The sequence below is a fragment of the Nocardia sp. KT25-26 genome, assembly GCF_056627695.1.
In genome coordinates this window covers 3735606-3754252 of the sequence record NZ_CM152813.1, presented here as the reverse complement: position 1 = coordinate 3754252, position 18647 = coordinate 3735606, and the positions used below count along the sequence as shown (strand labels likewise).

At 69.4% G+C, this 18647-nt stretch carries 15 protein-coding genes; 6 read left to right on the top strand and 9 right to left on the bottom strand.

The features are described from left to right. Nucleotides 1-5: 5 nt before the first annotated feature. The gene (locus AC1HFH_RS17110) at nucleotides 6-977 is read left to right on the top strand and encodes an Acg family FMN-binding oxidoreductase (protein ID WP_480243791.1); all 972 of its coding nucleotides are present in this window, start codon (nucleotides 6-8) and stop codon (nucleotides 975-977) included. Beyond that, the gene (otsB, locus tag AC1HFH_RS17105) at nucleotides 974-5026 is read left to right on the top strand and encodes a trehalose-phosphatase (protein WP_480243790.1); all 4053 of its coding nucleotides are present in this window, start codon (nucleotides 974-976) and stop codon (nucleotides 5024-5026) included. The genes AC1HFH_RS17110 and otsB overlap by 4 nt, the downstream gene beginning before the upstream one ends. Here the strand turns inward: otsB and AC1HFH_RS17100 are convergent. Further along, on the bottom strand, nucleotides 5023-6486 hold the full coding sequence (locus AC1HFH_RS17100; protein WP_480243789.1) for a bifunctional aminoglycoside phosphotransferase/ATP-binding protein: 1464 nt from the start codon (nucleotides 6484-6486) through the stop codon (nucleotides 5023-5025). The two genes, otsB and AC1HFH_RS17100, sit on opposite strands and share 4 nt — an antisense overlap. Before the next feature lie 23 nt (nucleotides 6487-6509). Next, the gene (locus AC1HFH_RS17095; RefSeq protein WP_480243788.1) at nucleotides 6510-7064 is read right to left on the bottom strand and encodes a flavodoxin domain-containing protein; all 555 of its coding nucleotides are present in this window, start codon (nucleotides 7062-7064) and stop codon (nucleotides 6510-6512) included. 501 nt (nucleotides 7065-7565) lie between these two features. Here AC1HFH_RS17095 and AC1HFH_RS17090 point away from each other — a divergent pair. Together AC1HFH_RS17090 and AC1HFH_RS17085 are read left to right on the top strand one after the other, a co-directional pair. Then, nucleotides 7566-8174: a hypothetical protein gene (locus AC1HFH_RS17090; protein WP_480243787.1), complete on the top strand. Its 609-nt coding sequence runs from the start codon at nucleotides 7566-7568 to the stop codon at nucleotides 8172-8174. Beyond that, entirely contained in the window at nucleotides 8171-9157 is a 987-nt protein-coding gene (locus tag AC1HFH_RS17085; protein WP_480243786.1) for an Acg family FMN-binding oxidoreductase, read from the top strand. The genes AC1HFH_RS17090 and AC1HFH_RS17085 overlap by 4 nt, the downstream gene beginning before the upstream one ends. Nucleotides 9158-9389: 232 nt before the next feature. Here the strand turns inward: AC1HFH_RS17085 and AC1HFH_RS17080 are convergent, their stop codons facing one another. Both AC1HFH_RS17080 and AC1HFH_RS17075 read right to left on the bottom strand, forming a co-directional pair. Next, nucleotides 9390-10433 carry an SDR family oxidoreductase gene (locus AC1HFH_RS17080; protein ID WP_480243785.1) on the bottom strand — a complete coding sequence of 348 codons (1044 nt, stop codon included), beginning with the start codon at nucleotides 10431-10433 and terminating at the stop codon, nucleotides 9390-9392. Between the two features lie 128 nt (nucleotides 10434-10561). After that, nucleotides 10562-11110: an Rv1733c family protein gene (locus tag AC1HFH_RS17075; protein ID WP_480243784.1), complete on the bottom strand. Its 549-nt coding sequence runs from the start codon at nucleotides 11108-11110 to the stop codon at nucleotides 10562-10564. A 324-nt stretch (nucleotides 11111-11434) separates the two neighbouring features. Between AC1HFH_RS17075 and AC1HFH_RS17070 the strand changes: the two genes are divergently transcribed. Beyond that, entirely contained in the window at nucleotides 11435-12439 is a 1005-nt protein-coding gene (locus tag AC1HFH_RS17070; protein ID WP_480243783.1) for an Acg family FMN-binding oxidoreductase, read from the top strand. Between the two features lie 12 nt (nucleotides 12440-12451). Here AC1HFH_RS17070 and AC1HFH_RS17065 read toward each other — a convergent pair whose 3' ends face one another. The 5 genes from AC1HFH_RS17065 to AC1HFH_RS17045 all read right to left on the bottom strand — a co-directional run bounded on the left by AC1HFH_RS17065 (nucleotide 12452) and on the right by AC1HFH_RS17045 (nucleotide 17703). After that, nucleotides 12452-13327, bottom strand: a complete 876-nt coding sequence (locus AC1HFH_RS17065; RefSeq protein ID WP_480243782.1) for a universal stress protein — start codon at nucleotides 13325-13327, stop codon at nucleotides 12452-12454. Nucleotides 13328-13449: 122 nt separating this feature from the next. Further along, nucleotides 13450-13929 (bottom strand): pyridoxamine 5'-phosphate oxidase family protein, encoded by a 480-nt coding sequence (locus AC1HFH_RS17060; protein WP_480243781.1) that lies wholly within the window; start codon nucleotides 13927-13929, stop codon nucleotides 13450-13452. A 124-nt stretch (nucleotides 13930-14053) separates the two neighbouring features. Further along, nucleotides 14054-15781: a SulP family inorganic anion transporter gene (locus AC1HFH_RS17055; RefSeq protein WP_480243780.1), complete on the bottom strand. Its 1728-nt coding sequence runs from the start codon at nucleotides 15779-15781 to the stop codon at nucleotides 14054-14056. 4 nt (nucleotides 15782-15785) lie between these two features. Further along, complete coding sequence (locus AC1HFH_RS17050) at nucleotides 15786-16802, bottom strand: 1-phosphofructokinase family hexose kinase (RefSeq protein ID WP_480243779.1); 1017 nt, start codon at nucleotides 16800-16802, stop codon at nucleotides 15786-15788. Nucleotides 16803-16812: 10 nt separating this feature from the next. Next, nucleotides 16813-17703: a universal stress protein gene (locus AC1HFH_RS17045; protein ID WP_480243778.1), complete on the bottom strand. Its 891-nt coding sequence runs from the start codon at nucleotides 17701-17703 to the stop codon at nucleotides 16813-16815. Between the two features lie 232 nt (nucleotides 17704-17935). On the opposite strand from AC1HFH_RS17045, the gene AC1HFH_RS17040 reads away from it, so the two are divergent. Continuing rightward, nucleotides 17936-18580 (top strand): response regulator, encoded by a 645-nt coding sequence (locus AC1HFH_RS17040; RefSeq protein ID WP_480243777.1) that lies wholly within the window; start codon nucleotides 17936-17938, stop codon nucleotides 18578-18580. Nucleotides 18581-18647 lie beyond the last annotated feature (67 nt).

The following is an 18647-nucleotide window of genomic DNA, read 5'->3' as shown; positions in this document are numbered from 1 at the left end:
CCGTCATGAGCGCTGAGACTCCCGATACCGGCACGGTACGCACCGCACTGACCCTGGCTGCCCGGGCCCCGTCGGTGCACAACACCCAGCCGTGGATATGGCGGGTGGGACCGACCACCGTGCACCTGTTCGCCGATGGCGAGCGGCAGCTGCACCATGCCGATCCAGACGGCCGGGACCTGGTGATCAGCTGCGGTGCGGCGCTGCACCATTTCCGGGTGGCTGCCGCTGCGCTGGGCTGGCAGACGATCGTGCACCGGCTGCCCGATCCCGCTCGTCCCGAGCATCTGGCGGCCGTCGAGTTCATCCGCGCGGCTCCGACCGCCGAGGTGGCGGAGCTGGCCCGGGCAATTACCACCCGCCGTACCGACCGGCGACATTTCACATCTTGGGAGATCCCCGAACCACACGTGCGTTTCATCGTGGACGCCGGCGCCGACATCGGCGCCGGCGTCCACCGGATCAGTGGCGGGGCGCATCGGGCGGTGCTGGCCGATGCGTTCATCGGCGCTGCCGAACACCATCGCACCGATCCCGGATATCAGGCGGAGCTGAAGATGTGGAGCGGCCGGCACGCGGCCCCGGACGGGGTCCCGGCACACAGCGCGGTAGCGGCCACCGAACCGCAGACCCGCGAGTTCGCGGCCGCGACGCTGCCCGAAGCAGTGGTCCGGGATGTTTCCGAGGACGGAATCCTGTTGCTGGTGCATACGCCCGTCGACGACCGCACGTCCCGGTTGCTCGCCGGTGAGGCCGCGAGCGCGATGCTGCTGTCGGCGACGGTCCTGGGCTTGGCGACGTGCCCGCTGAGCGAGCCGTTCGAACTTGTTCCGACCCGGCAGCAGATTCGTTCGGAAGTACTGCGCGACCGCGGTTATCCACAGCTGCTCGTCCGGGTCGGCTGGGCGGCGACCAGCGCCGGGACGGTACCGGAGGCGCCGCGGCGTCCGCTCGACGAGATGGTGCGGCCGCTGTGACCGAGTTGAACGAGTCCGAGATGTCGGTGACCGGGCTGCTGCCGGGAACCGAGCCGCCGGAAATCGACACTCGGTGGCACGACGCGGTGCTGTTCGATCTGGACGGTGTCGTGACCGATACCGCCGAGATCCACCGTGCGGCATGGACCGAACTGTTCGATGAATTCCTTGCCGGGCAACCCGCCCGCGCGGGTCACGACTGTTCACCGTTCACGGTTGCCGACTATCGTCGCTACGTCGACGGCAAACCCCGCATTCGCGGACTCGCCGACTTCCTCGCCGCTCGGGGAATCACTCTTCCGTGGGGTGCTCCGTCCGACTCCGAGTCCGCCGAAACCATATCTGGTCTGGCAGCTCGCAAGGACCAGCGGTTCCGGGAACGGCTCGCCCGCGACGGAGTCCCGGTGATCGCTGCGACGGTCGCGTCGGTACGCCGGTTGCGAGCGGCCGGACTGGGCACCGCGGTCTTCTCGGCCTCCCGGCACGGCGCCGAAGTACTGGACCGGGCCGGTCTCACCGGGTTGTTCGACGTACGCCTCGATGGTTCCGACGCCGACCGGCTGCGGTTGGCCGGCAAACCCGACCCGGCGGTGCTGCTCGAAGCGGCACGGCGACTGGATGTCCCGCCCGGGCGGACCGCAGTGGTCGAGGACTCGGTGGCCGGGGTGACGGCGGCGCGGGCCGGTGGTTTCGCGTTCATCGTCGGGATCGACCGGGACGGTGCCGCGCGACCGTCCGAGCACGGCCACCGGCTCGCGTCGGCCGGCGCCGACACGATCGTCGGCGCCGGGACGCCGATTCCGTTGCGATACGGGTTCCGGCCGGTATCCGAAGTCCCCGATGTCTTCGACTTCTGGTCCCGGTTCTCCGACCGCCTCGTGGGCCGGAAGTTCGCGGTGCTGCTCGATTTCGACGGAACTCTGTCCGAGATCGTCGACGACCCCGGCAGCGCCCGCCCCGTGGCCGGGGCGGCCGAGATACTGGCCGACCTTGCGGCACGGTGCCCGGTAGCCGTGATCAGCGGACGGGCGCTCGACGATATCCGTTCGCGGCTCACAGTGCCCGGAGTCTGGTACGCGGGCAGTCTGGGCTTCGAGATCCGGTCGCCGGACGGTGCACTGCACCGGCACGCTGCACCCGGCATCCAGCAGGGGATCGACCGGGCCGGCGCCGAGATCCGGGCTCGGCTGCGCGACATCGACGGTGTGCGCATCGAGATCAAGCCCTTCGCGGTGGCCGTCCACTACCGGACGGTCCCGGTGGGCGCGGCCGGTCGGGTCGTCGCGGTGGCGGATGAGGTCGGTCGGTCCGCCGGGCTGCGGGTCCGGGAAGGACGCAAGGTCGTGGAATTGCTGCCGGACGTGGCCTGGAACAAGGGCGGTGCGGTCCGGGCTGTACTGGAGCAGGCGACCATGCCGGACGGGGGCACGGCGGCGTCCTGCGCGATCTACCTCGGCGACGACACGAGCGACGAGGACGCATTCGATGTCGTAGCCGCCGAGGGAGTTTCGGTCGTGGTGCGGCACGACGAGAACCGGGAACGCTGCACCGCAGCCCAATTCGCCATCTCCGGCCCGGGCCGTGTGCACGATCTGCTGTCTCGGTTGCAGCAACTGCTCGGCGGCGAGCCCGCGGCTGTACCGGAGAGCTGGTCCGTGGTCTTCGATGGCTACGACCCGGCGGTCGAACAACTCCGGGAGGCGCTGTGCACCGTCGGCAACGGATACTTCGCCACTCGCGGCGCCGCCCCGGAGTGCCGGGCCGATGCCCACCACTATCCCGGCACCTACGTTGCCGGTACCTACAACCGGCTGCACACCCGGGTCGCCGAACACGACGTGGTCGACGAGAGTCTGGTCAACCTGCCGAACTGGCTTCCGCTGACCTTCCGGATCGAGGGCGGGGACTGGTTCGACGTGGACAACGCCGAACTGCTCGACCATCGGCAGTGGCTGGATCTGCGGCACGCCGAATTCGTCCGCCGGTTCCGGGTGCGCGACGACGCAGGCCGCACCACCGCCGTGATCCAGCGCCGCTTCGCGGCCATGCACCGGCCGCACCTCGGGGCGATGTCGATGACCGTCACACCGGAGAATTGGTCGGGCCGCCTGCAGGTTCGGGCCGCGATGGACGGGGGTGTGCGCAACGACCTCGTGGAACGCTATCGGGAACTGGCCGGTGACCATCTGACCGACATCCGGGCCGCACCACTCACCTCGGACTCCGTTGTGCTGTCGGCCCGCACGAACGCATCCGGGATTCCGGTGGCGGTAGCGATGCGGACCACCATGGACCCGCCGGAAGCCCGGTCCGGTGTCGAACGCGAACTGTTCCGCCTCGAGCACGGAATCGGCCATGAGCTGACATCGACGGTCGCTGCGGGGGAGTGTCGTACCGTGACGAAGGTGGTGGCTCTGTGCACCGGCCGCGATCACGCCTGCGCCGGACCGGCGGCCGAGGCGGCGGATCTGCTCACCGACGCGCCCGGCTACGCGGACCTGTTCGAAGGCCATCGCCGGGCCTGGGATCAGTTGTGGGCCCACGCACGAATCGATCTCGACGGCGGAGCGCGTTCGGTACGGATCGTCCGCTTCCATATGGTGCATCTGCTGCAGACTCTGTCGCCGAACACCGCCGAACTGGACGTCGGTGTGCCGGCCCGCGGACTCCACGGTGAGGCGTACCGAGGGCATATCTTCTGGGACGAACTGTTCGTTTTCCCGGTGCTGAACCCGAGACTCCCGGAGTTGACCGGAGCCCTGCTGCGGTACCGGTACCGGCGATTGCCGCAGGCCCGGCGGGCCGCAGCAGCCGCCGGGCTGCCCGGCGCGATGTTTCCCTGGCAGTCCGGTAGTGACGGCCGGGAAGAAAGCCAGCGGTACCACCTGAACCCCCTGTCGGGCCGATGGGTTCCCGACGTGAGCAGCCGTGCCCAGCACATCGGTTCGGCCGTCGCCTACACTGTGTGGCAGTACCACCAGGCGACCGTCGATCCGCACTTCCTGGCCGAATGCGGCGCCGAACTGCTCGTCGAGATCGCCCGGTTCTGGGCCGCGCGGGCCGAGTACGACAGCACCCGCGACCGCTATGTCATCCGCGGCGTCATCGGTCCCGACGAATTCCACTCCGGCTATCCCGACGCGCCCGACCAGGGGATCGACAACAACGCCTACACCAACGTCATGGCGGCCTGGACGATCCTGCGTGCCCTCGACGCACTGGCGGCTCTACCGCCGCACACCCGATTCGAGCTGATGGAGAAGCTGGGCGTCACCCCGGCCGATCCGGTGCAGTGGCGGCAGGTGGCGAGGCGGATGTATGTGCCCTTCCACGATGGGGTGATCAGCCAGTTCGACGGCTACGACCGGCTGTGGGAACTGGATTGGGACGACTACCGCCGCCGCTACGGCAACATCGCCCGGCTCGACCGCATCCTGGAAGCCGAGGGTGATGACGTGAACCGCTACCGGGCCGCAAAACAGGCCGATGTGCTGATGCTGTTCTACCTCTTCTCCGCGGCAGAACTGCGTGAGCTGCTCGGTGCGCTCGGCTACGAGCTACCGAGCGAGATGATCCCACGCACCGTGGACTACTATCGGGCGCGCACCTCGCACGGTTCGACGTTGAGTGCCCTCGTGCACGCCTGGGTCCTGGCGCGCGCGAATCGGGATCGGGCACTGGAATTCTTCGATCTGGTTCTGGAATCGGATGTGGCCGACGTCCAGGGCGGAACCACCGCGGAAGGTATCCATCTGGCTGCCATGGCCGGCAGCATCGACTTGCTTCAGCGCTGCTATACGGGGATGGAAATGCGCGATGATCGGCTCACCTTCCGACCGTACTGGCCGGAACCGTTGGGAACGATGTCGTTTCCGATGATGTATCGGGGGCATCGGCTGACCGTGCGAGTCGACGGCGACTCCGTCGAGCTGTATTCCGAACCCGGCACCGCGCCCCCGATCCTCGTCGGCTGCCGGGAGCAGGCGGCACAGTTGCGGCCGGGGGAAACCATCCGGTTGTCGGGCCGGGGCTGTATCGGATCCGGTTAGTCCGAACCTTCATTCGCGGCCGGGCCGGCATGCCAGCGGCGGACTGCGTCGGCCACGGTCTCGTCCAGAGAACGGCTGGTGTCGAGAACGGTCGCCTCAGGCCAGGGTACGGTGGCTTCGGCCATGGCCGAAGCGATCTCCGGAGTCGCTTCCGAAGTTCCGGACGTGCGCTGCCGCAGCCGTCGGTCGGCGAGCGTCGGCGGGCACCGGCACTCCAGTTGGACAGCGTCGGCGTAGGCCCGGCGGGCCAGTTCGACGGCGCGCTCGCGTTCGGCATCGTCGATCCAGCTGGCGTCCAGGACCACCGATATGCCGGCCCCGAGCAGTTCCTGCGCTCGACGCCGCATTTCCGAGTACACCCGGGTGCGGGATCGTGCCGAGTAGCGGCCGCGGTCGTAGCGGTTCGAGTGGCCGGCGAGTTCACCGGCCGAAACCAGTTCGTCACGGATGTCGTCGGTCGCGAGCACCACCGCTGCCGTGGCCGCTGCCAGCCGCGCGGCCACCGTCGACTTCCCGGTACCCGGCCGGCCTCCGACCAGGGCCAGGCGAACCGCGGCTCGGTCGAGTCGGCGTTCGGCGATCTGCAGGTGCCGGCGGGCCCGGTGCGCTGCCGACCGATCACCCTGGTCGAAGCGGATCGCATCCACCTTCGCGCGCACCACGGCGCGGTAGGCCACATAGTGATCGCACAGAGAGGGTGGGGCCGTGTCTCCGGTGAGCCGCAGATAGTCGGACAGCAGCCGATCGGCGAACCCGCCATGGACCAGGAATTCCAGGTCCATGGCGAGGAAGGCCACGTCGTCCACGCAGTCGACGTAGCGCAGGCGTGCATCGAAATCGAGGCAGTCCAGAATCCGGAATCCATCGGGAAGATCGAAGATGTCCTCGGCGCGTAGATCGCCGTGGCCGTCGACGATCCGGTGTTCGGCGATGCGGCGCTCGAACAGTGGCCCGCGGCCGTCCAGGTAGCGCATGGCACGGGCCTCGGTACGTTTCAACTGTCCCGGATCGAGGAGATCGTCGGTTCGCTGCGTCAGCGGCGTGAACAAGGCGGCCCACCGCCCCCGCAGCGCCGATACCTGCCCGGCCTCGTCCACTGCGGGCCCGCGCCGGGCCCGCACATGAAACGCGGCGACGATCTCGACCAGCGCGGACAGTTCGGAGCGACCGACCTTCGGATCATTCAGCAATGTCGACAATCGCCGGTCGTCGGGCAGTCGTCGCATGAGAACGATCGGCTCGCCCGGCCCGCCGTCGGGCCCGGACAGCCGCGCGACGCCCAGGTAGACATCCGGGGCGAGCCGGCGGTTGAGCTGCACTTCCCGCCGGCACGCCACTTCCCGTGCGGCAGGCGTGCTGAAGTCGAGGAAATCCGTGCGGATCGGCTTCTTGACCTTGTAGGCGCGATCACCGCACAGCACCACGACGGCGGTGTGCGTCTCGTGTATCCGGGCGGACATCGGCGAGTCCCGGTCGGCCGCCGCTACGGGCGGACCACATCCGATTGCGGCCGGGGCAGCCCGAGCTCCCGGGCGATCGACGCGGACCAGCCGCGAATGTCGGCCCAGTCGCGCAGATCCCCGTATCGGCCGCCGCCCAGCAGGCGGTACAGCAGTCGCGCCTTCCAGGACACTCCGGCACGCCCGTAGTACCCGGCGAACGCGTGGTAGTCGCGGGCGCCCGACAGCGCACACAGGGCGGTGATCTTCTCCGGTGTCATGGCGGCTGCCCGGCGCCCGATCGGCCCCCGCAGGGCAGGCCCGAGCCCCACACTGAACAACCAGACATCAGTCCCGCGCAGTTCGGTGGCATTGTGCCGGATATAGGCCCCGGCGGCGGGCAGCAGGTCCATATCGTGGATGGCACTGCCCAGGACTACCGCATCGAACCGGGACAGGTCGGGCGCATGCTCGACGTCCGCCTGTTCGACGTGAGCGCCCCGGGACCGCAGATCCTCGGCGACGAATTCGGCGATCTCCCGGGTGGAGCCCTGTTCGGAGGCGTACACGACGGCGATTCGGGTGGTGTTCGGTTCCATGGATTCAGCGTCGCTCGTGGTCCGGGCATCGGTGGAGGGGCGAGGGGCTCGTTCCTCGGGGCCGAACGGCCCGACCTCCGCCGACCGGATCACCGGTCGGAGAGGTCTGCGGGCGGTTCCCGCTGCCCACGGTTCGGTCCCTCGCTCCGGTACACCGGTGCGAACGGCATCCGGTCCGGTGACTTCCGGACCTGTGACCCGGGGATGTTGCCGGTGCAGCATCGATACATGGCAGAGATCGGCGGGGACCGGGCCCCGGGTTCGAACAGGACCGGGCCGGTTTTCCGCAGCGACCTCGGGTCGGCATCCTGCCCCGCCGGCCCCGGAAGTTGCCGTCGACGACAGCGTGGTCGTCCACCTGGGCAGGGTCGCCACAACGGGGTGGCGACGGAAGACGATCGGCGGGGACGACCGGAATCGACGCTGCGCAGTCGCTGGTTCCTCACGGTTACCGCGGGAGCATGTGCGGGGTTCGTGGCACCCGCCGCGACGGTGGCCTGGGTGGCGGATGAATCCGTCATCGTGACGGCCGCTGCGATCCTCGTCGCCGGCGCCGTGGAGGGGGCAATCCTCGGCTGGTGCCAAGCCCGTGTGTTGCGTTCGGTACTGCCGCAACTGAGTGTGCGAGCGTGGATCGGGGCGACCGCGTCGGCTGCGGTGTTCGCTTGGGCGGTCGGGCTGGCGTTCGTGTATGCCGGCAACCTCCGAACTCTTCCGGCCGTGATTCAGGTGGTGGTCACGACCGCAGGTGCCGCAGCCATGCTCCTGTCACTCGGTACTGCCCAATGGATCGTGTTGCGGCGCTGGACGGATCGTGCCGCGATGTGGGTGTGGGCCACCGCTGTCGGCTGGGTGGCCGGACTCGCAGTGTTCGTCGCGATCACCTCGCCGTTGTGGCAGCCCGGGCAGGCCCGGCTGCTGGTGGTGCTCATCGGCGTGGTCGGCGGCGTGGCGATGGCGGCCACCATGGCGGCGGTGACCGGGGCATTCCTTCCCTTGATCGTCTCGGACCTGCACCTGCTGAGCGGAGAGAAGGGCCATCGGCAGGCGGACCGGGGACTTAGGGCCCGTGTCAATGCACCGCTGCGCCCCTATCGTCGATTGACATGACCACAGGACCGAGCGGCGTTGTCATCGAGCAGGCAGTGGCGCTCGCCGGCCGGGCACCGTCGTTGCACAACAGTCAACCGTGGCGCTGGGTGTACGACCGCGGCGAACTGTCCTTGTTCGCGGTTCCCGGACGCCGTCTGCAGGAAGCCGACCCGACCGGCAGGCAGATGATGATCAGCTGTGGCGCAGCGCTGGACCACTTCCGGGCGGCGATCACTGCCGCCGGATGGCGGCCGCATGTGTCGTACTTCCCCGACCCCACCGATCGGTACCACCTCGCCTTGCTGACCTTCCGGCCGGCGGACATCGTCACCGACGCCGAACGGGAGCGGACGGAGGCGATCTCGCGGCGCCGTACCGACCGGTTGCCGTTCGCTGCTCCGGCGAGGTGGGCGAGTTTCGAGATGCTCCTGCATGCCTCGTTCGATCCGGAGCAGGTCACCGTGGACGTGCTGGGCGACGACAGTCGGCCGGCGCTGGCCGAGGCCACCGAAATGACCGCGGCGCTACGCCGCTACGACGCCGCGTATCACGCCGAGCTGAGATGGTGGACCGGGCACAGCATCGGCGATTCGGGGGTGCCACCAGAAGCATTGGCATCCGCGCAGGAACAGCGTCGGGTCCCGGTGGGCCGCCGGTTCCCGGCGACCGCCGATTCGTGCCGCCGGTCCGAGTACGACCAGGACCACTCCGTGGTCCTGGTGCTGTCCACCGCCGACGATACGGCGGCAGTGTGGGTCCGGTGTGGCGAGGCGCTGTCGGCGGTTCTGCTCGAATGCACCATCGCGGGCTACGCCACCTGCACCCTCACCCACCTGACCGAGTTCGCCCGCAGCCGTGCTGCGGTGCGGCGGCTACTCGACGGTCATCGGACGCCGCAAGTACTGGTCAGAGTGGGTACGGCACCACTGCCCGAAGCCGTACCGCCGACTCCGCGTCGTCCGGTGAACCAGATTCTGAGGATCGAGGGGAGGATCGGGTAGCAGGCATTCCACAGCGTGGTTCCGGACCGGATGGTGGGTTCAGCAGAGCAACTGCTCACCGTCGACTGCCATCCACACCATGGTGACGGCAACCATCCCGAGCACCGCGACCGGTACGGTGCGGTGGAGGTGTCGTGAACGGGTCCGCTGCCGAGCCCGGCGTTCGGCGCCGCGCCGCCGCCGGAGCACGGCCAGGATCGTGAGGAGAGCGCTTGCGATCAGCACGGCCGTGTCACGCGGCCGACGCCGAGCGCGGAAACGGGACGACGCGGTGGTCCAGCAGGGCGGCCGCAGTGTCCAGAACGGTGTCACGGATCGGCCGCATCGTCCAGCCGAGCTCGCTGTTCGCCTTGTCCGCATCGACCCGCTCGTGCCGTCCGAGCCAAGGCACGACGAGCCGGACCGACGGGTCGAATCGGGCGCGGGCCCGCAGGATCCAGTCGGGGATCGTACGGGTGGGCACCCGGAATCCGGCCGGGTTGTACTCTGCGGCGAGAATCCGGGCGATCTCCTGCATCCAGATGTTCTGGCCGGCACAGATATAGCGTTGCCCGGCCGCCACCGGAGACTCCATGGCCAGCCGGTGCGCCGAGGCCAGGTCGCGGACATCGACCGGAGCGAAGCCGAGGCGAGGTGATCCGGGCAGATCGCGGCGCAGCAGCCGGGCGATCGCGTCGACGGAGGTGGCGGCCGCAGCGCGTTGCACCGGGCCCAGGATCATGCCCGGATTGACGACGGTGAGTTCGAAGGGCGCAGAACCTTCGACGAAGTCCCAGGCGGCGCGCTCGGCCAGGGTCTTGCTCTGCTGGTAGGCGGTGCTGCGCGGGAGTACCGACCAATCTCGTTCGGTACGTACGGCATTGTCGCCGCGCTCCCGGCCGGCCGATATCGCCGCGATCGAGGAGGTGAGCACCACCCGCCGCACCGTGCCGGCATCGGCACAGGCGCGTAGCACCCGCTGTGTCCCGTCGACCGCCGGACGGATGAGAACCTGCGGGTCGTCGACCGGCTCGGCCGGAAAAGGGGAGGCCACATGCATGACGTAGGTGCAGCCGGCCACGGCGGCCCGCCAGCCCTCCTCGCGTTCGAGATCGGCCCGGACGAACTCGATGGCCGTGCGGTGCCGGGCGGCCAGTTCTTCGAGGTGGCGCCGGCGTGCGGTGTCGCCGAGGTCGCGCACGGTGGCGCGGACCTCGTAGCCGTGGTCGAGCAGTTCGGAGATGCAGTGCCCGGCGACGAATCCGGTGGCACCGGTGACGAGTACCCGATGGCTCATAGGTCGCTCCTGTGTCGATCGGCCGGCCGGGAACGCGGTCGAATCGTGCCCACGAGTGCCGGACAAAAATGCGAGTGGTTGCTCGCAAGAAATAATACGAGCAACCACTCGCATTTGCAACGCGGTCGTCACCGTATCTCGGGGCCGGGGTACTCCGGGCCGGTCGGACGGTCCACGGCTCGCCATTCCCGCTCCCAGACCGCGCTGCGATGAGCGTCCAGGGACCGCCGCATCCACCAGGCCAGGATCAGCGCGCCGAGCCAGACCTCGACCAGAACGGTGAACGCGGCGCCGACCCCGGTGGCTGCCGCGGTACTCGACGGCCGCGGTGGCGTGGTCGGCTCACCGTCGGGGCCGAGCCATACGGTTACATGGTCCCCCGGTGCCGCGGATTCGGGCACGTCTACCGTGGTGGTACCGCTCTCTACGCCGTGCCGCCAGGAGGCGACCGCGCGGTAGTGCGCCCGGGTGGTGCGGTAGTCTGCCGTCACAACGCGTTCGGGCTGCTCGGTGACCGTGCCGGAGACCGAGGTCCGCTGGCTGCGCTCGGTGGCGATGTCTGCTGCGGTCGTGGTGTACGTGGCGGTTCCGATTGCGCCGGCGATCGGCACGGCGATCAGGGACACCACGATCAAGACCATCCGCAACGCCGATTCCACGCGGTCGGATACTCGCATCACGGGGTTCGGATTCCACGGTCGCCGTTGCCACAGGCGGGCTGTCGTCGACGGCGAGTACGACATGGCGTACCACCTCCTCCGGGGTATACCGACGCGGCCGGATCATTCGTCCGCATCGTGCGGTTGTATCGATCGTCATGCGGCACGGCGGCCCGGGGCAGGGCCCGAGGACCCGGATCCCTGGGTCCTCGGGCTGCCGAATCCGCCCTCCGACGGGTGTCGGCGGCATCGTCTCGCTGCGCGAGGATAGGGACCAACGGTCCCCGGCCGAGTCCCGGTCGGCCGTACCCGGGTCGGAACCGGTGGCGCACACTCACACGCATGACCGGAAACGATGCGCAGACCGACGCGGTCGCCTTACCCCGGAACACCGTGGAATCCGCTCTCCGACTGGCGATTCGCGCCCCTTCGGTGCACAACACCCAGCCCTGGTCGCTGGATTGCGACGGAACGACGCTGCGGCTGTTCCGCGACGAGAACCGTCGGCTCACCGCGGCCGATCCCGCCGGTCGGCAGCTGGTGATCAGCTGCGGCGTGCTGCTGGACCACATCCGGATCGCATTCGCGGCGCACGGCCGGCACACCGATATCGCTCGGCTGCCGGATCGTGACCGGCCGGAGCACCTGGCGACGATCACCTTCCGGCCCTGGACCGAGCCATCGGCCGAATCACGTCGGCAGGCCGCCGCAATCACCCGCCGGCGCACCGACCGGCTGCCGATGACGGCGCCTGCGATCGACCCCGGGATGATGAGTGACCTGCGGGATCGAATGGCACTGCGCGGCCTCATCCTCGACGAACTGAACGAATCGGCCCGAACCCGGCTGGCGGTCATCTCCGAGCGCGCTGCCGCGCTGCGTCGCTACGACGGCGAATACCAGGAGGAGATGCGCTGGTGGTCGGAACGGTCCCGCCGCTCGCCGGAGGGATTGTCCCCGGCCTCGCTGCCGTCGGAATCGGAGGCCGACCGGGTGCCGGTGCGCCGGGAGTACCCTCCGGCATCGCATCCCCCGCGGCGGGACCATCTTCGTGACCGGGCTGCGCTGTTCGTACTCTCGTCCGCGCACAACTCGCCCGCCGATTGGCTGTTCACCGGTGAACTGCTGTCGCAGGCGCTGGTGCACTGGACCGCAGTCGGGCTGGCGACCTGCCCGCTGACCCACGTCACCGAACTACCCACTTGCCGCAACGTCATCGGAGGCCTGCTCGGCCACGCCGCTGCCCCACAGGTGGTCATCCGAGTCGGCGGCGTGCCGGCGGCGGACGAACCGCCGGCCCCGCCGTCGCCACGCCGGCCGGTGAGTGATGTGCTCACCATGCGGTGAGCACGTCGCCGATCAGCGTTCGCGGACGACGATCATCGGGCATTCCACGGTATGCAGCAGGGCATTGCTCGTGGAGCCGAGCAGCATGCTGGTGAAGCCACCCCGGCCGTGGCTGCCGACGACCACCAGTTGGGCCGCCGCCGACTCCTCGAGCAGTGCCCGGGCGGGCCGGTGTCGGCGGACCACCCGGCGCACCGTGACGTCGGGGTACTGCTCCTGCCGTCCGGCCAGGCTTTCGGCCAGCACCGCTTGCTCGTGGTCGCGGATCGTGTCCCAGGAGGGTGCGAGCGGGGCCGCCGACGCAGTCGTGTCCTGCCAGGTGTGCACCGCGATCAGGCCGACTTTGCGCCGGGATGCCTCGTCGAAGGCCACATCGACAGCGGGCACACTGTTCTCGGTGCCGTCGACGCCGACCAGCACCGGTTTGTCCATCGAGACCGGGTCGGTGGCTGCGGTGTCATGGACGACGGCCACCGGGCAGTGCGCGTGGTGGGTCACCGCCGTGCTCACCGAGCCGAGCAGGCCACGTTGGAAAGCGCCGAGACCGCGGCTGCCGACCGCGACCAGGGCGGCATGCTTCGACCGTTCGATGAGGTCTCGGATGATCGGCACCGTGACCACTTCGGTGCTGATATCGACCTCCTCGCTGCCGGCGTGGCGCGCGACGCGAGCCGCCTCGGTCAGCACCCGTTCACCGTCGGCGCGTAGCCAATCCATGTCCTCGGGGCCGATCACCGTTCCGGGACCGTAGATCACCGGCGTGGACACCGAGGTGACCAGGTGCAGAGGTAGATTCCGAAGCCCGGCGTCCACGGCCGCCCATGCTGCGGCCTGGTACGAGATGGCGGATCCGTCGACCGCGGCGACGATCCCATGGTCGTTCGTCATTGGTGCTGCCTCTCCGTGTTGTTCGGCGAATCGGTGCCGGATGGCGCCGCTCGTCGGCGGCCGGTACCGGGTCGGCACCGGTACAACGAGCATCGCGTGCCGGGCCCGGCGGGGGCAGAGACCTACGGCAGCACCTTCGTGGGACCTACGCCCTCATCTCGCGCCTCACCAGCTGTGACCAGGCGGATGCCGGTGACCAGCGTGGGTTCGATGACGATCACTGTGTCCATGCTGGTGTTCACCCAGGGGGCGAGCGCGCGTTCGTATCGGGCGACGAGGACGGGATCGGTGACGGTGCGCGCGAATCCGGTCACCACCACCGACCACCCGGTGCGCTGCGCGACGTCGATGTCGTCGGCCTGGTAGGCGACCACGACCGGTTCGTCGCCCCGGACTGTGCCGGCGAGTTGTGCAGCGAGCCTGGTCCGCACGACGATCTCGGAACCGACGACCAAGTGGTTCACCGGACGGATCGCCGGCAACGCGTGCCTGCTGAACACCACCCGGCCGAAGGCGGCGCCGGCGAGCAGCCGCAGCGCCTCCTCGCGGTCCAGGTCGACGATCCGCCGCCCGGCGGTTTCACCGGCATCGTGTTCGGGCATCGTGGATCGACCTCTTCCTGTGGCCGGCCTCGGCACCGACATGGGATTCGACTCCCATGCCACCACCGGTCCGGTTTCTCGGCCAGAGTCGATCGCCTGTTCCCGCTGGGACCTCGGGCCCGGATCACCGAGACGGCGGTCCCGGTGCGTTGTTCCCGGGGTCGGTGCGGTGCGCCTCGGCTGCCCGGAACGCCGCAACCGCGGTGTGCAGGGTCGGGAACAACCGGTCGGTCCCGATCGATTCTGTCAGTCCGGACGCGTCGAGCTGGTCACGCAGATCCTGTTTGACCCTGGCCATCCCGAACACGATGCCGGTGGCGGCCAGGTCGACCCGTAGTTGCTCGACCGCATCCAGGCCGGTCAGATCGACCTCGACGTTGGCCTCCACGTTGAGAACGAACCATCGGACCGGGGTGCCGGTGTGCCGCTGCCACTGGTCGACCGAGGTCTGGGCCCGGCGCCGGAAGTCCTCGGCATTGGCGAAACACAGCGGAGCGTCGTAGCGGTAGATCATCAGTCCGGGCACACTGCTCGCCTGAGGGTAGTCGTCGACGTCGTGCATGCCGGGCAGCCCGGGCACGAACCCCTGGATCGCGTCGTGCGCGCGTGCCATCCGGCGCAACAGGTCGAAGGTCGACAGCGCCACGGCCAGCATGACCCCGTACAGCACGCCCAGGGCCAGCACCCCCGCGACCGTGCCCAGTGCGAGGACGAACTCGCTGCGCCGGAACCGGGCGATCCGGCGGAACTCGGCGACGTCGACCAGCCGGGTGGCGGCGAAGACCACCAGGGCGCCGAGAGCAGCCGTCGGGAACATCGCCAGGGCATTCGTGGCACCCAGCAGCACGACCAGGACACAGCCCAGCGCGACCAGTGAGTACATCTGGGTGCGGGCACCCATCAGGTCCGCCAGCGACGTCCGGCTGCCGCTGCAGCTGACCGGAAAGCCGTGCAGCACCCCGGCAGTGAGATTGGTGGCACCGAGGGCGGCGAGTTCGGGATTCGTATCGATATGGCGGCCGTGCCGCGCGGCGAACGCGCGGCCGGTCACGGCATTGTCGGAGAAGCCGACCACCGCGATCCCGATCGCGGGCAGTACCAGCTGTGCCAGGTCACCGGCTGAGACCGCAGTGACTCCTGGCATCGGAATTCCGGCGGGAGTCCGGCCGACGACCTCGATCCCGAACCGCTGCAACGAGAACCCCGCGACTGCCGCCGACGCACCCACCACGGCGATGAGAGGTCCGGGCAGGCGCGGTGCCCGCCGTCCGAGTACCAGCAGGAACGCCAGGACCGCACCGGCGATCAGGGCGGTCGGCCACTGCCATTGTCCGGCCTGGGTGAACAAGGAGCGCACCTGGGCAGCGAAGGTGTCGCCCGCCACCGGGACACCCGTGATCCGGCCGAGTTGGCCGGCCGCCATGATGCCGGCGGTTCCGGCCAGATATCCGACCAGCACCGGTTTGGACAGCAGATCCGCCAGCACGCCCAGGCGCACCAGCGCACCAGCGAAACAGATCGCCCCGACGAGGAGCGCCAGTGCGGCGGCCAGTGCGGCGTATCGTTCCGGGTCGCCGAGCGCCAGCGGAGCCAGCGCGGTCGCGGTGAGCAACGCCGTCGTCGACTCCGGACCGGCGGACAGCTGCCGGGAACCTCCCACCACGGCATAGACCGCCAGCGGTCCCAACGCCGCCCACAGCCCGACCACCGGCGGCAGCCCGGCGACGGTGGCATAGGCCATGACCTGCGGCACCAGATATGCCGCCACGGTCATCCCGGCGAGGGCATCGACTCGCAGGTCCGGTCGTCGATATCCCCGGAGTTGCCGGATTCCCGGCAGCCGCGCCGGCATGGCTTCAGTACGCGGGGCGATCCGGCGGAACGGGTTGTTCCGGCTCGGCTCGGTGCCGCTGTACGTGTGCGGCGAGCGTAGCGACGAGATCCGGAGTGAAGACCTCGGTGCCTGGCATCAGCACCGTCGCCGCTGCGGCGGCAACACCGAACTCGGTGGCGAACACACCGGTGTCGCCGTTCATCAGACGATGGGTCAGCCCCGCGACGAGGCTGTCCCCGGCCCCGACATCGCTTCGAACCGGTCCGGGCAGGGGCGGCGCACCGATCTCCCAGTGCCCGCCCCGATCCGAGTAGACCGCGCCGAGAGCGCCGACGGTGGTGACCGCACGGAGAGCGGCGCCGGAATCGAGCAGTATCCGGTTGGCCTGCCGAGCCGCGGAGAAGGAAGTGATCGGCTCTCCGGTCAGCCGGGCCGCCTCTGCCCGGTCCAGCCGGACCAGGAATGCCTGACCGCCGGTCAGCCCACGTAACTGCTCTCCGGTGACATCGGTCAGCACCGGTGTCCCTCGGGCTCGCGCCACCGCGACGACCCGGGCCGTGAAATCGGCGGGCAGCCCGGGTGGTGCGCTCCCGGAGATTACGACCGCGGCATACCGGCTCGCCACCGCGTCGATATGGGCCAGGAGCCGATCGGCATCCGCCGCCGCTATCGTCGGTCCGGGCGGCACCAGATGGAACGAGCGGCCGGTGGCGGTCTCGATCACCACCACCGCCTCCCGGGTCTCGCCGTCCACCGGGACGCCGCGCGAATCGGCTCCCTCTGCCGTGAGCAGCCGGCTCAGCCGTCGGCCGGTATCGCCGCCCGCGGCGAACAACGCGGTGGCCGAACCGCCGAACCGCCGCAGACAGCGGGCGACGTTGATACCGCCGCCGCCCGCCTGCACCGACCGGACCCGGGCCCGGGTCTTGCCTCGGTCGACGATCCGATCCACCTCCAGGCACACGTCGAGCGCCGGGTTCGGTGTGACGGTGAGAACGCGCCTGCCGGGCCGGTCCGCCGGCGCCGACCCGACATCCATCACCGTCGCCTCACCGAGGCCGCACGATGATCATCGGGCATTCGACGGAGTGCAGCAGCGACCGGGCTGTCGAGCCGAGCAGCATGCCGGTGAAGCCGCCCCGGCCGTGGCTGCCGACCACGACCAGCTGCGCCTGTGGCGATTCGTCCAGCAGGGACCGGGCGGGGCGGTTGCACCGTACGACCCGGCGCACCGTGACGTCGGGGTACTGCTCCTGCCGTCCGGCCAGGCTTTCGGCCAGCACCGCTTCCTCGTGCTCTCGGACTCCGTCCCACCCGCCGGAGACCAGTAGATCGTCGGATCCGGCGTCGATCCAGGTGTGCAGGGCGATCAGGTCCACCTTGCGTCGGGATGCCTCCTCGAAGGCCAGCTCCACGGCGGGCACGCTGTTCTCGGTACCGTCCACACCCACCAGCACCGGTTTGCTCAGCGATACCGGATCCACCGCCGGGTAGTCGTGCACGACGGCGACGGGACAGCGGGCGTGATGGGTCACCGCGGTGCTCACCGAGCCGAGCAGTCCGCGCCGCAGTGCGCCGTGGCCACGGCTGCCGACCACCATCAGCTCGGCGTGCGCGGAGCGGTCCAGCAGGGTGCGGATGATCGGTTCGAAAACCAGTTCCGTGCTGATCCGGACCTCGTCGCCCGCCGCGTGCCGCGCGATGCGGGTGGCCTCGGCCAGGATGCGCTCACCGTCGGACCGCAGCCAGTCGATCTCCTCGGGGCCCATGACCACTCCGGACCAGTGCGTCGCCGGGGCCGTCTTCGCGGTGAGGATGTGCAGTCGGGTCCCGCGGAGACCGGCGTCCACGGCCGCCCATGCGACGGCCTGGTAGGACAGCGCGGAGCCGTCGGCGCCGACGATGATTCGCCGGTCTTCGGGTTCGGTTCTGTTCGTCATGGTCTGTGTCCTCTGCCGAGTAGCGGAGTAGGTGGGTTGCTGTTCGAGCATCGCGCTCGCGGGCGGACCGCAGCAGGGGCCGATGTCGTTGCTGCCCGGGTCCTGTGGCCCTGCTCGATGGTGCGTCGATGATCGGTGACCGAGGTCCTCCGGCCCCGGGACCTGAGGCCTATCGCACGATGGACCGGATGCTCGTAGGCTCGAAGAGGGCAGTGAGGAGGGCCACACAGTGATGACCACCGTGTTTCTTGTCGACGACCACGAGATCGTGCGTCGCGGACTACGCGAGATGCTCGACGCCGAGCCGGACCTGGAAGTGATCGGGGAGGCCGACACCTGCTCGCATGCCCTGGCCCGGATTCCCGCACTGCGCCCCGATGTCGCGGTGCTGGACGTCCGGTTGCCCGACGGCAACGGCATCGAACTGTGCCGGGAACTGCTGTCCGCGCGGTCCGACCTGCGCTGTCTGATCCTGACGTCGTTCACCGACGAACAGGCCATGTTGGATGCGATCCTGGCCGGCGCCGACGGGTATGTCGTCAAGGACATCAAAGGGCTGGAACTCATTGCAGCGGTGCGGTCGGTCGGTGCCGGAAAGCCACTGTTGGACAGCCGGGCGGCGGCAGCCTTGATGACGAAGCTCCGCTCGGAGGCCGAAGCCGACACCGGCCCGCTCGCCGGTTTGTCCGACCAGGAACGCGCGTTGCTGGCGCTGCTCGGGGAGGGGCTGACCAACCGGCAGATCGCCGCACGCATGTATCTGGCCGAGAAGACCGTGAAGAACTACGTGTCCCGGTTGCTGGCCAAGCTCGGTGTCGAGCGGCGGACCCAGGCGGCGGTGCTGGCCGCCCGGCTCGAGGCGGGCACCGAGCAATAACAACACCACAGGGGAACAGCAATATCGCAGACGAAGACCTGACTCGACCGCCCTGCGATGGCACAAT

Excerpts from the sequence above, each read along its gene's own strand:
- AC1HFH_RS17045 (WP_480243778.1), bottom strand. The coding sequence starts at position 17,703 with ATGACGAACAGAACCGAACCCGAAGACCGGCGAATCATCGTCGGCGCC.
- AC1HFH_RS17065 (WP_480243782.1), bottom strand. The coding sequence starts at position 13,327 with ATGACGAACGACCATGGGATCGTCGCCGCGGTCGACGGATCCGCCATC.
- AC1HFH_RS17095 (WP_480243788.1), bottom strand. The coding sequence starts at position 7,064 with ATGGAACCGAACACCACCCGAATCGCCGTCGTGTACGCCTCCGAACAG.
- AC1HFH_RS17110 (WP_480243791.1), top strand. The coding sequence starts at position 6 with ATGAGCGCTGAGACTCCCGATACCGGCACGGTACGCACCGCACTGACC.
- AC1HFH_RS17050 (WP_480243779.1), bottom strand. The coding sequence starts at position 16,802 with ATGGATGTCGGGTCGGCGCCGGCGGACCGGCCCGGCAGGCGCGTTCTC.
- AC1HFH_RS17085 (WP_480243786.1), top strand. The coding sequence starts at position 8,171 with ATGACCACAGGACCGAGCGGCGTTGTCATCGAGCAGGCAGTGGCGCTC.
- AC1HFH_RS17040 (WP_480243777.1), top strand. The coding sequence starts at position 17,936 with ATGACCACCGTGTTTCTTGTCGACGACCACGAGATCGTGCGTCGCGGA.
- AC1HFH_RS17055 (WP_480243780.1), bottom strand. The coding sequence starts at position 15,781 with ATGCCGGCGCGGCTGCCGGGAATCCGGCAACTCCGGGGATATCGACGA.
- AC1HFH_RS17060 (WP_480243781.1), bottom strand. The coding sequence starts at position 13,929 with ATGCCCGAACACGATGCCGGTGAAACCGCCGGGCGGCGGATCGTCGAC.
- AC1HFH_RS17100 (WP_480243789.1), bottom strand. The coding sequence starts at position 6,486 with ATGTCCGCCCGGATACACGAGACGCACACCGCCGTCGTGGTGCTGTGC.
- AC1HFH_RS17080 (WP_480243785.1), bottom strand. The coding sequence starts at position 10,433 with ATGAGCCATCGGGTACTCGTCACCGGTGCCACCGGATTCGTCGCCGGG.
- AC1HFH_RS17075 (WP_480243784.1), bottom strand. The coding sequence starts at position 11,110 with ATGCGAGTATCCGACCGCGTGGAATCGGCGTTGCGGATGGTCTTGATC.
- AC1HFH_RS17070 (WP_480243783.1), top strand. The coding sequence starts at position 11,435 with ATGACCGGAAACGATGCGCAGACCGACGCGGTCGCCTTACCCCGGAAC.